The 12,989-nt window shown below is 76.2% G+C and carries 13 protein-coding genes; 6 read left to right on the top strand and 7 right to left on the bottom strand.

From position 1 onward, the window contains the following. Positions 1-144: 144 nt before the first annotated feature. Positions 145-1,341: an ROK family protein gene (locus ACFZCF_RS22075; protein WP_391288172.1), complete on the bottom strand. Its 1,197-nt coding sequence runs from the start codon at positions 1,339-1,341 to the stop codon at positions 145-147. Between the two features lie 537 nt (positions 1,342-1,878). Between ACFZCF_RS22075 and ACFZCF_RS22070 the strand changes: the two genes are divergently transcribed. The 5 genes from ACFZCF_RS22070 to ACFZCF_RS22050 all read left to right on the top strand — a co-directional run bounded on the left by ACFZCF_RS22070 (position 1,879) and on the right by ACFZCF_RS22050 (position 5,011). Continuing rightward, positions 1,879-2,439, top strand: coding sequence for a winged helix-turn-helix transcriptional regulator (locus ACFZCF_RS22070; RefSeq protein WP_391288170.1), 561 nt, complete (start codon positions 1,879-1,881; stop codon positions 2,437-2,439). Continuing rightward, positions 2,436-3,380 carry a 2-dehydropantoate 2-reductase gene (locus ACFZCF_RS22065; RefSeq protein WP_391288168.1) on the top strand — a complete coding sequence of 315 codons (945 nt, stop codon included), beginning with the start codon at positions 2,436-2,438 and terminating at the stop codon, positions 3,378-3,380. Before ACFZCF_RS22070 ends, ACFZCF_RS22065 begins: the two co-directional genes overlap by 4 nt. 38 nt (positions 3,381-3,418) lie before the next feature. Continuing rightward, positions 3,419-4,060, top strand: coding sequence for a phosphoribosylanthranilate isomerase (locus ACFZCF_RS22060; RefSeq protein WP_391288166.1), 642 nt, complete (start codon positions 3,419-3,421; stop codon positions 4,058-4,060). Between the two features lie 60 nt (positions 4,061-4,120). Beyond that, on the top strand, positions 4,121-4,312 hold the full coding sequence (locus ACFZCF_RS22055) for a hypothetical protein (protein ID WP_388446266.1): 192 nt from the start codon (positions 4,121-4,123) through the stop codon (positions 4,310-4,312). Between the two features lie 402 nt (positions 4,313-4,714). Then, a complete protein-coding gene (locus tag ACFZCF_RS22050; RefSeq protein ID WP_391288163.1) occupies positions 4,715-5,011 on the top strand; it encodes a hypothetical protein in 297 nt (98 codons plus the stop codon). Positions 5,012-5,074: 63 nt separating this feature from the next. On the opposite strand, the gene ACFZCF_RS22045 is transcribed toward ACFZCF_RS22050, so the two are convergent. From ACFZCF_RS22045 to xylB, 4 genes are all read right to left on the bottom strand, one after another. Beyond that, on the bottom strand, positions 5,075-5,680 hold the full coding sequence (locus tag ACFZCF_RS22045; protein WP_388446260.1) for a GPP34 family phosphoprotein: 606 nt from the start codon (positions 5,678-5,680) through the stop codon (positions 5,075-5,077). 154 nt (positions 5,681-5,834) lie between these two features. After that, on the bottom strand, positions 5,835-6,440 hold the full coding sequence (locus tag ACFZCF_RS22040; RefSeq protein WP_388446257.1) for a hypothetical protein: 606 nt from the start codon (positions 6,438-6,440) through the stop codon (positions 5,835-5,837). 187 nt (positions 6,441-6,627) lie between these two features. Further along, the gene (locus ACFZCF_RS22035; protein WP_391288160.1) at positions 6,628-8,280 is read right to left on the bottom strand and encodes a protein kinase; all 1,653 of its coding nucleotides are present in this window, start codon (positions 8,278-8,280) and stop codon (positions 6,628-6,630) included. Positions 8,281-8,322: 42 nt separating this feature from the next. Continuing rightward, positions 8,323-9,780: a xylulokinase gene (gene xylB, locus ACFZCF_RS22030; protein ID WP_391288159.1), complete on the bottom strand. Its 1,458-nt coding sequence runs from the start codon at positions 9,778-9,780 to the stop codon at positions 8,323-8,325. A gap of 385 nt (positions 9,781-10,165) precedes the next feature. Here xylB and xylA point away from each other — a divergent pair, with 385 nt between their 5' ends. After that, positions 10,166-11,338, top strand: a complete 1,173-nt coding sequence (xylA, locus tag ACFZCF_RS22025) for a xylose isomerase (protein ID WP_388446248.1) — start codon at positions 10,166-10,168, stop codon at positions 11,336-11,338. A 22-nt stretch (positions 11,339-11,360) separates the two neighbouring features. On the opposite strand, the gene ACFZCF_RS22020 is transcribed toward xylA, so the two are convergent. Continuing rightward, positions 11,361-12,362: a LacI family DNA-binding transcriptional regulator gene (locus tag ACFZCF_RS22020; protein ID WP_388446370.1), complete on the bottom strand. Its 1,002-nt coding sequence runs from the start codon at positions 12,360-12,362 to the stop codon at positions 11,361-11,363. Positions 12,363-12,631: 269 nt separating this feature from the next. Beyond that, the gene (locus tag ACFZCF_RS22015) at positions 12,632-12,952 is read right to left on the bottom strand and encodes an L-rhamnose mutarotase (RefSeq protein WP_391288156.1); all 321 of its coding nucleotides are present in this window, start codon (positions 12,950-12,952) and stop codon (positions 12,632-12,634) included. Positions 12,953-12,989 lie beyond the last annotated feature (37 nt).

The raw sequence follows: 12,989 nt of genomic DNA, 5'->3' as shown, positions 1-12,989 counted from the left end.
GGACGAAGCCGCGGATGCCGAAGGTTTCCCCCGCGCTCGCGCGCGTGGCGGGTGCTGGAGGATCCTGAGCCCGACCATCACCGCGCTTCCCCCGCACACGCGCGCGTGGCGGGCGGCCGGCCCGTCCCCCGAGTGGAGGGGGGCTCAGAGGGTGTGGGCGAGGGGGTCCGCGAGGATGTCGTGGAGGACGAGGGCGGCGGCGCCGCGGGCCGCGTCGGCGGCCGGGGAGGCGGCGCGCAGCCGGCCGGCGTCGGCCGGCCAGAGGCCCGAGACGACCCGTTCGGCGAGTTCCGCGGTGACGGCGGGGGCCAGCCACGGCATCAGGCGCGGATAGATGCCGCCGAGGACGACGGCCTCGGGATCGAGGAGGTTCACCGCGCCGGAGAGGGCCCGGCCGAGCATCCGGCCGGCCTCGGCGAGGGCCGCGAGCGCGCGGGCGTCGCCGCGCTCGGCGCACCCGGCGAGTTCGTCCACGTCGGCGGCGTCCGCGGCGCGCAGCAGCGCGGTCTGGCCGGCGTACTGCTCCAGGCAGCCGCGCGAGCCGCAGCGGCAGCGGGGGCCGGTGGCGTCGACGACGAGGTGGCCGATCTCACCGGCGAACCCGTGGGCGCCGCGCAGGAGTTCGCCGTGGACGACGACGGCGCCGCCGACGCCGGTCTCGCCGGTGAGGTGGAGGAAGGTGCGGGGCGTGCCGGGGGTGCCGAAGCGGAGCTCGGCGAGGGCCGCCATGTTGGCCTCGTTGTCGGAGGCGACGGGCAGCGGGCCCGCGGCGGGGCGCAGCGCGGCGAGCGCTTCGCCGAAGAGGCGCTCGGCGGGGGTGTCGTGCCAGCCGAGGTTGGGGGCCTGGCGGACGGTGCCGCCGGAGATCAGGCCGGGCAGGGCGAGCGCGGCGCCCGCCGGGGCGAGGCCGAGGGCGTCGGCCTCGGCGAGGGCGTCGGCGGCGACCCCGGCCGCGCGGGCGAGGACGGCGGGGGCGTCGGAGCGGTTGTCCAGCCGCTCGGTGCGGCGGATGCGGTCGGTGCCGGTGAGGTCCACGAGGCAGACGGAGACGTACGCGACGTTGATCTCGACGCCGAGCCCCGCGGGCCCGGTCCCGGCCGGCTTGAGGACGGTGCCGGGACGGCCCGCCTGGCCGCTGAAGGTCTTCCCGGACTCGACCAGGAACCCGAGGTCGAGGAGCTGCTCGACGAGCGAGGAGACGGCGGGCCGGGTGAGGCCGACGCGGGCGGCGACGGCGGCCCGGGTGGTCTCGCCGGCGTCGTGGACGGTCCTGAGGACGAGACTCAGGTTGTGCCGGCGCACGCCCGACTTGTCGGCCTTGGGTTCCGTGGGCTGGTTCATCGTGAGCGAGAGCCTAGTCGGCCCTTTCACTCGAACAGAAATACCCCGTCCGGGGACCGAAACGGCCGCCGGGAAGCGGAAACGCGGGCCGGTCGAGCCGTCACGGGGCGAAGGCCCGACCGTCGCGGGGCGGAGGCCCGGGCGTCGCGGGGCGAAGGCCTGACCGTCGCGGGGCGAAGGCCTGACCGCCCGGCGACGAACCCCCGACCGTCGCGGGGCGGAGGCCCGGCCGTCGTGGGGCGGAGGCCCGGGCGTCGCGGGGCGGAGCCCTGGCCATCGCGGAGGCCCGGTCGTCGTCGCGGGACGGAGGCCCGACCGTCGTGGGACGGCCCGACCGTCCTCGGGCGGCGGCCCGACCGTCCTCGGGCGGCGGCCCGGCCGTCGTGGGGCGGGCTCCGCGGCGGTGAAGCCGTCGCCCGCGGGCCCGACGCCGCCGACGACGACGGCCTCGCACCCCGGGGGGGGGACCCGACCACGGCGCTTCAGGCCCAGGAAAAAGAGTTCGGTGACCGAACTCTTCCGACTAGGCTGCTCCCCATGACCCTTCCACGCGACTACCGCGGCCAGAGCTGCTCCCTCGCCCGTGCCATGGAGGTCGTCGGCGAGCGCTGGACGCTGCTGATCCTGCGGGACGCCTTCTACGGCGTGCGCAGGTTCGGCGAGTTCGCCGCGCACCTCGCCGTACCCCGGTCCGTGCTCACCGAGCGGCTGGCCTGGCTGACCGGCGCCGGTGTCCTCGACCGGCACCGGGATCCGGGCGGCGGCCGGCGCGAGGTGTACGTCCTCACGGAGAAGGGCCTCGGGCTGTGGCCTGCCGTCCGGGCCCTCACCGACTGGGGCGAGGAGCACTACCCGGCCAACGGCGAGGGTCCCCGCCGGGTCTTCCTGCACCACGCCGACGGAGCGCCGACCGGCCCCGACGGCCGCTGCTCCGGCTGCGGGGCCGCCGTCCCGCCCGGTGACCTCCTGGTCGCGCCCGGCCCCGGGCTCCCCCCGCCCGGCGACGACGCCGACCCGGTCACGGCGGCCCTGGCCCGCCCGCACCGTCTGCTCACCCCGCTGCTCCCCACGATGCTCTCCACGAGAGGAACCTCATGAAGATCCTGGTCGTCGGCGCCGGCGCCACCGGTGGTTACTTCGGCACGATGCTGGCCCGCGCCGGGCGGGACGTCACCTTCCTGGTGCGGCCCGGCCGCGCGGCGGCGCTCCGCGCGGGCGGGCTGCGGGTGGCCGGGCGGGACGAGGAGTGGGTCCTCGACGCGCCCCGGCTCGTCACGGCCGGCGAGGCACCGGCGGGAGGCCCGTACGACCTCGTCCTGCTCGGCGTGAAGTCGACCGCCCTCGACGCCGCCCTGGCGGACCTGGCCCCCTTCGTCTCCCCGGGCACGGCGGTGCTGCCGCTGCTGAACGGCATGGCCCATCTCGACGCCCTCGACGCCCGCTTCGGCGCCGGCGCCGTCCTCGGCGGGGTCGCGAAGGTGGTGACGACGCTCGACGACGCGGGGACCATCCGGCGGCTCGCGCCGCTGGCGCACCTCGCGCTCGGCGAACGCGACGGCACGGTCTCGTCGCGCGTGAAGGAGATACGTACGGTCCTGGAGGGCGCCGGCATCGACGCGCCCGTGCCCGCGTCGATCGTCACCGCGATGTGGCACAAGTGGGTCTTCATCACCACGATCGGCGCCGTGACGAGCCTGATGCGCGGCACCGTCGGCGAGGTGTACGACTCCCCCGGCGGCCCCGACCTCGGCCCCGCGGTCCTCGCCGAGGGCGCGGCGGTCGCCGCGGCGGCCGGGCACCCGCTGCCGGAGGCCGAGCGCGCGGCGACCCTCGCCGTCGTGGCGGCCCCCGGCTCCCCGATGGTGCCCTCCCTCTACCGGGACCTGGTGGCGGGACGGCCCACGGAGGTCGAGCACCTCTTCGGCGACCTGACCGCGCGGGCCCGCGCCCTGGACGTACCGACTCCGCTGCTCGACCTGGCCACCCTCCATCTGCGGGTCCACCAGCGGCGGATCGACGCCGCCGGACGCGGTCAGTAGGCTCGGCGGCGCCGGGACCGAAGCAGAGGAGCGACAGAGTGTTCGTCAAGGTGTGCGGGCTCGCCACGACCGCCGACATCGACGTGGCCGCCGAGGCGGGCGCGGACGCGATCGGCCTCGTCATCAGCGGCACCAGCGTCCGGGGCCTGGACCGGGACCGGGTGCCGGGCCTCGTGGGACGGGTCCCGGACGGGGTGGTGTCGGTCCTCGTCGTCAACGACACACCGGCCGCCGAAGCCGCCCGGATCGCCGCCGACCTCGGCTTCGACGCGCTCCAGCTGCACGGCCGCGCCTACGGGCCCGCGGAGTTCGAGGCGGCCGCGGCCGTCCACCCGCGCCTGTGGCGGGCGACCGCGCTCGCCGACGGGCCCGACACGCGCGTGGGCGCGCTGGGCGAGGAGGTCCTGCTGCTCGACTCGCCGAAGGCGGGCTCGGGTTCGCGCTGGGACCTGTCGCTCCTGGACACCGCCCGCCCCGAGGGCCACTGGCTCCTCGCGGGCGGCCTCGCGCCCGGGAACGTCGCCGAGGCCATCGCCACCGCCCGCCCCTGGGGGGTGGACGTCTCCAGCGGCGTCGAGTCCGCGCCCGGCGTGAAGGACCACGCCCTGGTCCGCGCCTTCGTGACCGCCTCGAAATCCGCGGCGTCCGCTCAACCTTCCGACGTCTCCGCACGTCAGTAGGGGTGAAGCAGGTCGTACTACCGAGTACGACCATGGAACGCCGAGAACAAGGGGGCCGTGATGGTGGAGGAACTGGCGGAGGCCGTGGTGCGTGCGGCGGGCGCGGCGGCGCGCGGCGTGACCGCACTCCTGTCGGTCCCGGAGACCTACTCCGCAGCGGCGGAACTCGCCACGGCGAAGGCCGAACAGCGGCCCGCCGACGGGGACGAGGACGAGAAGGACGCACCGGGCGAGAAGGACGCGGCGGGCTAGACGACCGGGGCGGGCGGGACGGCGGGAGCCGGCGAGACGGGCGTGACCGGCGGGGCGGGCGCGGGCGCCGGGCACCGCGCTCGGCCCCCACGCTCGACGCCGCGCTCGGCTTCGGGTCGGGCGCCACACTCGACTGGGGGCTCCGCGTCATCCCGACGGCCGCGTGGCCGCTCGCAAGGCGGGCGTACACCTGGGCCGAGGAGGGGCGGACCGATCCGAGGGCGCGGGGGATCCCGCCGGTCGGCAGTGGGGCGGCGGGGCGTGAGATCATCGCACCTGCGGCCCCGGAGTGCCTCCGATGTCGGGCCGCGGCGCCGGGGGGCGGACATGGAACACGGTCGGGCAGGGGAAACACGGGGGGAGCGCACGCGCTCCGAACGGCTGACCGAGGGGCTGGCCGTCGTGGCGGCCTCGGCTCTCGCCCTCGGCCTCCTCGCCTGGCCCGTGACGGTCTTCGGTACGACCGTATGGCACCTGGCCACCGGCACCGGGACCACCGCGTTCAGCCGGTTCCTGGTGCCGGTGCTCCTCCTCGCCCTTCTCGCGCTGCCGTTCGTTCCGGCCCGCGCGGTGTACCGGTCGGGCCGCCGCAAGGGACGGGCACGGCTGACGGCGGCGGTCCCGACCGCGCTGGCGCTGCTCGCCGGGTCCGTGGTGCCGTTCGCGGCCCTGTGCTTGCTCCTGGTGTACGGGGACTGAGCGACCCCCCTCCGGTGCGGACGGAGGAGAGCCGGTGTCACCGGTTCCGGTCGGGCGACCGGCTCACGGCCCGCGCCAGACGTTGGCGAAGGCCGTGTTCTCGATGGTCCGCCGCTGCCGCACGGCCTCCAGCTCCATGACCGCGTCGTGGACGGCGGCCACCACGCTCGTCACCGCCTCGTCGCCGAAACCGGGCTCCTCGTCGGGCCGCCCGTCGCCGATCCCCACGGCCGAGGCGAGCGCGGCCAGGACGGGCTCCCCCTCGTCCCGGCGGCCGACCGCCCGGCGGAGGGCGGGCGTGTCGACCGGCTCGACCCGTTCCGGGCCGAAGGGCAACCGGCCGCTCCGCCGCCGCCGCAGTTCGCCGTCCTCCTCAAGGGCGGTGCGGTACGCGGCCGCGAGGTCCCGGCCCCGGCGCCACAGCCAGTCCTCGACCCGCTCGTGGGGCGGCTGCCGGACGAGCTCAGCCTCGGCCCCGGCCAGAAGCCGGTCGTCAGACCCCGACGGGTCGCCCGGCACGATGAGATCGTCGTCCACGGCGACGGCTCCAGCGCCGACGAGATCGATCAGTTCGGCTCCCGCGAGCGCCAGCGACAGGTCGCCCTGCCCCACGTCGGGCCCCGGCCCCGGATCCACGGAGATGAGGAACAGGTCTTTCGCCGTGCTCATGTACGGCTCCCCTCGAAGAGATCGACCGGGCGGTCCCCGCCGGCCGGTCCCGCGACCGGCACGACGGCGGGGCGCCCACCACGATCAGTATCGCCGCCACCGGGGCGGCGGAACGAGGCCGCCGCCGCACTTCACCGACCGGCGGCCGACCGTTTCAGGGCCGGAGCCCTACGTGGTCGAGCGCGACCGCGCTGAGGTCGGCGATCGCCCGCGGGTCCGCCCGCCGCCAGGCGTCGGCCCATCCGCCGGACGGCACGGGCAGCCGGTTCAGGGCGGCCGGGGGGCCGGTGAGGGCGCGCAGGGCGAGCAGGTCGGCGCCCCCGGGAGCCTCGGCGAGGCGGCGCAGGGCGGCGCTCCGGCGGATCCAGCGCAGGCGCGGCGGGAGCCACAGCGCCAGGACGAAGAGCACCGGGACGACGATGAGGGCGGCCGTCACGACATCGGCGACCTGAGCGACCGTCTCCTGGAACGCCGCGCCCGCGTCGGCGAACCCCGACCCGGCATCGGCCGCGGACCGCAGCGGCTTCTCCAGGACGTCACCGACCAACGGCACGTCCGACGCCGCGTCCCCCGCCCGCCCGAGCTCCCTGGCGAGACCGTCGCCGGAACTCTCCACCTTCCGCCCCGGTTCGGCCAGCAGCTCGATCGCCCCGCGGACGGCGAGGGCCACCCACACCGCCACGGCGATCAGGGCCACGGCGATCAGGTCCGCGAGCACCTGGCGGTTCCGGCGCGCGGGCGTCTGGGCGTAGAAGCGCAACGGAGGGCTCCGTTCGGGTCGTGGCGGCGAGGACGCCCGGCCGCCCCGAACTCGACCCGGTCGGCCGGTCGTCGGAGTCAACTCTTCCACCGCTCCTCGCGGGCAAACGTACGAACCCCGAGGCGCGCCCGAGCCCGGCGCGCGCGACAAGGCTCCGCCGTCGCCCCCGCAACCGGGAGCCGGCCGGTCAGTCGCTGGAGCCGGGGGCGCGGAAGCCCGTGCAACCGAAGCGTTTCCACGTGGTCCGGTCGTCGGTGCCGGCGCGGTAGACGACGACCGTCCAGTCGCCGCTCCTGGAGGTCACGGGCGGCGCTCCGGGGAAGTCCCGGGGATACCTCAGGGTCTTCCCGGCCGGGCCGACCCGCATCGGGCGCGTGGTGTGGCCGAATCCCTTTCCGCCGGGCGGCTTCACGCCGGCCACCAGGCGGAGGGTCCCCTCGCCGGTGTAGGAGAAGCCCACCTCGGCCGTGGAGGCGCCGGAGGTGTACGTGACCGAGGTCGAGGTGGAACCGCCGGACGCGCCGCCCTCGGCGAGCCGGTCGCACTGCCCGATGCCCAGCCGCGCCTGCTTCGGGTTCGTGGAGAGGGCCCAGCGGACCTCGGAGGCGGACTCCGCCGGCGGGTCGGACTCGACGGGCTCGACGGGCTCGGGGGACGTGCGGGTCGGGGCGGTCGTCCGTCCGGGCGCGCCCGACGGTGTCGGCCCGCCGACGGCGCCGGTGCCGGTGCCGGTGCCGGTTCCGGAGCCGCCGTTCCTCCCGTCGTCGTGCCACGCCTGCCAGGCGGTGGTGCCCGCCACACCCGCCAGCACCAGGAGCAGGGCCAGCGCGCCCCACCCGCCGCGCGGGCGGCGGCCCGTGCCCACGCCTCCCGTCCGCGTCCCCGGCCGCTCGCCCCGGCTCTCGTCCGGTTCAGGCTCTCCGGGGGCGCCCGGTTTCAAGTCTCCGGGGGCGTCCGGTTCCAGGGCTCCGGGGGCGTCCGGTTCCGGGTTTCCGGTGGTGTCCGGGGCGAGGCGGGTCGGCGGGAGGGCCGGGGCGGTGGAGCGGGCGATCACCTCCGTCAGGGCCGGGCGGTCGACGGGGTCCTTCGCCACGCAGTCCCGGATCAGCGCGAGCAGCCCGGGGTCCGGGTCCGCCGCCCCCGTCAGGTCGATGTCCTCGTGCACGGCCCGGTAGGAGACGGCCTCGGCGGGGCCGTCGCCGAAGGGAGGCCGGCCCGTCGTCACGTACGCCATGGTGGCGCCCAGCGCGAAGACGTCGGCGGCGGCGGAGGTCTCGTTGCGCAGCAGCACCTCCGGGGCGGTGAAGCCCGGGGTGCCGGGCGCGGCGCCGGTCCGTGTCAGGGCGGTGTCGTCGAGGCCGCGCGCGATCCCGAAGTCGATGAGCCGGGGCCCCTCGGGCGCCAGGATCACGTTCTGCGGCTTGAGGTCCCGGTGGGTCACCCCGTGGGCGTGGACGTCCGCCAGGGCGACCGCGAGGGCCTCGAACAGCCGGCGGCCGGCCTCCGGCGGGAACGTCCCTTCGGCGGCCACCGCCTGACGGAGCGTCGGGCCGGGGACGTACTCGGTGGCCAGCCAGTACGGCGGCTCGTCGAGCGACGCGTCCACCAGGCGCGCGCTGTGCGGACTGCGGACGGCGCGCACCGTGGCGACCTCGCGCCGGAACCGGGCCAGCGCCTCCCGGTGCCCGGTGATCTCCTCCCGGATCACCTTCAGCGCGACCATCGCCCCGCCCGGCGACCGCGCCAGGTACACCTGGCCCATGCCGCCCGCGCCGAGGCGGCCGAGCAGGAGGTGGTCGCCTATCCGCGCGGGGTCCTGACCGGGTCTCAATGGGTCCACGCCGCCGTACTCTAGGCCGTCCCTTTCGGACCGCGCCCGGGCTCAGGCCAGCAGCCCCGCCCTCGCCGCCTCCAGCACTCCCTCGATCCGGTCCCACGTCTCCGTGTCCCTGGGCAGCGCCTCCAGGGTGTCGCCCGCTCCGGTGCCCCAGGCGGTGGCGAGGGCGACGGGGTCCTCGCCGGTGCTGGTGGCCGCGGCGAGGGCGGCGGCGCCCAGGGCGACGAGTTCGGTGGCGGCGGGGAGGACGAGGGGGCGGCCGGAGAGGCGGCGGACCGTGTCGGTCCAGGTGCGGCCCCGGGCGCCGCCGCCGATGAGGCGGAGGGGGCGGGCGCGGACGGCGGGGTCGGTGGGGTCGAGGCCGCAGGCGGCGAGGAGGCCGTCGAGGGCGCGCAGGACGGTGAAGGCGGCGCCTTCGTAGGCGGCGCCGAGGACGGCGCGGGGGTCGGTGGCGTGGCGCAGGCCGGTGACGAGGCCCGAGGCGGCGGGGAGGTCGGGGGTGCGTTCGCCGTCGAGGTACGGGAGGACGACGGTCCCGCCGCCGGGGAGGGCGTCCTCCCGGTCGAGGCCGAGGAGGGTGGCGAAGCGGTCGACGGCGAGGGTGCAGTTGAGGGTGCAGCCCAGGGGGAGGCGGGTGCCGTCGGTGGCGGCGAAGCCGGCGAGCGCGGGGTCGGCGGGCAGGGCGCGGGTGGCGGCGAAGACGGTGCCGGAGGTGCCGAGGCTGACGACGGGGTGGTCGAGGAGGCCGGCGGCGCCGAGGCCGAGGCCGACGGCGGCGGCCATGTTGTCCCCGGTGCCGGCCGCGACGGCCACCGTGCGGGGCAGGCCGAGGGCGTCGGCGGCCGCCGCCGTGAGGGTTCCCGCGCGGGTGGCGCCGGTGGGGGCCACGACGGGCAGGTGCGCGGGGGTGAGGCCGAGGAGGTCGAGGAGCTCGGGGGCGTAGGCGGCGTCGGCGGGGGCGTACCAGCAGGTGCCCGAGGCGTCTCCGGGGTCCGTCACGGCCTCGCCGGAGAGGCGTTCGGTGAGCAGGTCGTGCGGGAGGCGGACGGCGGCGGCGGCCTCCGCGTGGTGGGGTTCGTGCTCGCGCAGCCACTGCCACTTGGCGGCGGTCATCGAGGCGACGGGGACGGATCCCGTGCGTGCGAGCCATGCCTTCGGGCCGCCCAGGGCGTCGGTGAGGGCCACGGCCTGGGGGGCGGAGCGGGTGTCGTTCCAGAGGAGGGCGGGGCGTAGCGGCCGGTGGTCGGCGCCGAGGGCGACGAGGCCGTGCTGCTGTCCCGCGACGGCGATGGCGGTGACCTGCGCGGGGGCGACGCCCGCCGCGCGTACGGCCTCGCGGACGGCGGTGACCAGGGCGGTCCACCACTCCTCGGGGTCGCTCTCGCGGGCGCCGTTCGTGCCGGTGACGGTGTGGGGCGCGCGGCCGAGGCCCAGGACGTCACCGGTGGCGACGTCGACGGCGACGGCCTTGGTGGACTGCGTGGAGCTGTCCACGCCGATCACGATCGGGCCGTTCGCAGCCGAGCGGTGCGCGGCCGAGCGGCTCGCGATCGGCCGGCTCCCCCTCGGGCCGTTCCCCGCCGGACCGTTCCCCGCCGGGCCCCTCCCCGTCGGACCGTTCTCCCTCGAACCGTTCTCCGTCGGGCCGTTCACGGCCGAGCGGTCCACGATCGGACCGCTCCCCCTCGAACCACTCCCCATCGAACCGTTCTCCGTCGGGCCGCTCTCGGCCGGGCGGTTGGCGGGCATGCGCGCACCTCTTCTCTCCGTCTGTCTCTGTCGCCCGGTGGGGGCTGGCGTGCCCAGGCACCCGTGGCGTATTAGTTATCTCAGAAAACAAATCCGGCCGCCAGCTTCCGGTGGCAGCCCGCCAGAGAAGGATCCGCCCATGCCCGAGCGTTTCTCCCCCACCCCCGAGGACCGTTTCACCTTCGGACTGTGGACCGTCGGCTGGCAGGGCCGCGATCCCTTCGGCGACGCCACCCGGCCGGCGCTCGACCCGGTCGAGTCGGTGGAGCGGCTGGCCGGGCTCGGGGCGTACGGCGTCACCTTCCACGACGACGACCTGATCCCGTTCGGCGCGTCGGACGCGGAGCGCGAGGCCGTCGTGAAGCGGTTCCGGGACGCCCTCGACCGCACCGGCCTCAAGGTCCCCATGGCGACCACCAACCTCTTCACCCACCCGGTCTTCAAGGACGGCGCCTTCACCTCCAACGACCGGGACGTCCGCCGTTACGCGCTCCGCAAGACGATCCGGAACATCGACCTGGCCGTGGAGCTCGGCGCCACCACCTACGTCGCCTGGGGCGGGCGCGAGGGCGCCGAGTCGGGCGCGGCCAAGGACGTGCGGGTGGCCCTGGACCGGATGAAGGAGGCCTTCGACCTGCTCGGCCAGTACGTCGTCGAGCAGGGGTACGACCTCCGGTTCGCGATCGAGCCCAAGCCGAACGAGCCGCGCGGCGACATCCTGCTGCCCACCGTCGGGCACGCCCTCGCCTTCATCGAGCGCCTCGAACGGCCCGAACTCGTCGGCGTGAACCCGGAGACGGGCCACGAGCAGATGGCCGGGCTCAACTTCCCGCACGGGATCGCGCAGGCGCTGTGGGCGGGCAAGCTCTTCCACATCGACCTCAACGGCCAGTCCGGCATCAAGTACGACCAGGACTTCCGCTTCGGCGCGGGTGACCTGCGGCAGGCGTTCTGGCTGGTCGACCTGCTCGAATCCGCCGGCTACGCCGGGCCCCGCCACTTCGACTTCAAGCCGGTCCGCACGGACGGCTTCGACGGGGTCTGGGAGTCGGCGAAGAACTGCATGCGGAACTACCTGATCCTCAAGGAGCGGGCAGCCGCCTTCCGCGCCGACGCCGAGGTGCGGGAGGCGCTCGCCGCCTCCCGGCTGCCGGAGCTCGCCGTGCCGACCGCGCCGGAGGGCCTGGCGGAGCTGCTGGCCGATCCGACCGCGTACGAGACCTTCGACGTCGACGCGGCCGCGAGCCGTTCGATGGCCTTCGAGCGGCTCGACCAGCTCGCCCTGGAGCACCTGCTCGGCGTACGGCCCTGAGCCCGCGCCCCCCCGAGCGGCGTCAGCGGGGGGCGAGGGTGGAGCGGCGGACGACCAGCTCCGGCTGGAGCACCACCTGCTGGTGCCGGTGGTCCGCCGCCGCCTCGCCGGTCTCCTCCAGGAGCAGTTCGGCGGCCTTGGCCCCCAGGGTCAGGGCCGGCTGGCGCACGGAGGTGAGCGGCACGGTCGCGGCCGCCGCGAACTCGATGTCGTCGTAGCCGACGATCGCCATGTCCTCCGGGACCCGCACCCCGGCCGCGTACAGCGCCTGGAGGACACCGAGGGCCAGCAGGTCGTTGGCGCAGAAGACGGCGGTGGGGCGGTCGGCGAGGCCGAGGAGGCGGGAGCCGGCGTCGCGGCCCGAGGCCACGTCGAGCCGCTCCGCCGGGAGCTCCCGGAGCGCGCTCGCGGGCAGTCCGGCCTCGGCCAGGGCGAGCAGCGCGCCCTCCCGGCGGTCCCGCACCTGCTGGAGGTGGGCGGGGCCGCTGACGTACGCGAAGGTGCGGTGGCCGGTGGCGACGAGGTGGCGGATCGCGAGCGATCCGCCGACGACGTCGTCGACGGACACCGAGCAGCCGCCGCCGTCCCCGCCGACCCGGTCGACGAGCACGTAAGGGATGCCGTGGCGGCGGAAGTCGCGGAGGTTGCCGCCGCCGGCGTCGGCGGGGGTGACGAGGACGCCGCGGACCCGCTGTTCGGCGAAGAGGGAGAGGTAGTCGGCCTCGTCGCGGGGGTTCTGGTCGCTGTTGCAGACCATGACGCCGAGCCCGGCGGCGCGCGCGGTGCGTTCGGCGCCGCGCGCGATGTCGACGAAGAAGGGGTTGCCCATGTCGAGGACGAGCAGCGCCACGATCCGGCTGCGGCCCGCCCGGAGCTGGCGCGCGGACTCGCTGCGGACGTAGCCGAGCCGGTCGATGACCCGCCGGACGTGCTCCAGGGTGGACGGGGAGACCCGGTCCGGCTGGTTGATCACGTTGGACACGGTGCCGACGGAGACCCCGGCCTCCCGCGCCACGTCCTTGATCCCGACGGTCCGCCCCCCGGCGTGCGGGGCGCCGGAGGAGGGCTCGACGGAGGCACCGGTCGCGGCGTGCGCACCGGATGCCCGGTCGGCGGGCGGCCGGTCGGCCGTCGTCCTTCGGGCTTCGGTCGTGCCGTTCGGGGTGCTCGCGGCGCCGCGTGCGGGGCCCGTCACCCGTTCCACCTGCGTGCTGCCACCTGGTCGTCCGTCCTGCCCGTTCCGCCCCGTCCGCGCGGGGTCGCCGCCACCTGTCGCATCCTATGCGGCTCCGCTCACGCGAGGTGGAAGACCTCGGTCAGGGGGCGCATCGCCTCGTCCGGCCGCCGGCCGTCGAGCTCCTCGAAGAAGCCGCCCATCTCGGCCTGCCAGCGGGCGTTCACCTCGGTGGCCTCCATGGCGCTCCTCGCGCGCTCGAAGTCCTCGGTCTCCAGGTAGCCGACGAGGAGGCCGTCCTCGCGGAGGAAGAGCGAGTAGTTGCGCCAGCCGGAGGCGGTGAGCGCCTCGCGCATCTCCTGCCAGACCTCCGCGTGGCGCGCCCGGTACTCCTCCGTCCGCCCGGCGCGGACCTTCAGCAGGAAGCAGACCCTCTGCACGGCGGCTCCTCGACTTGAAATGTTTCAGATTCTCCCG

This window comes from Streptomyces sp. NPDC007945, assembly GCF_042958885.1.
Classification (GTDB): domain Bacteria; phylum Actinomycetota; class Actinomycetes; order Streptomycetales; family Streptomycetaceae; genus Streptomyces.
Note: the sequence above shows the minus strand (reverse complement) of the source record. Positions and strands in the feature narration are given on the sequence as shown.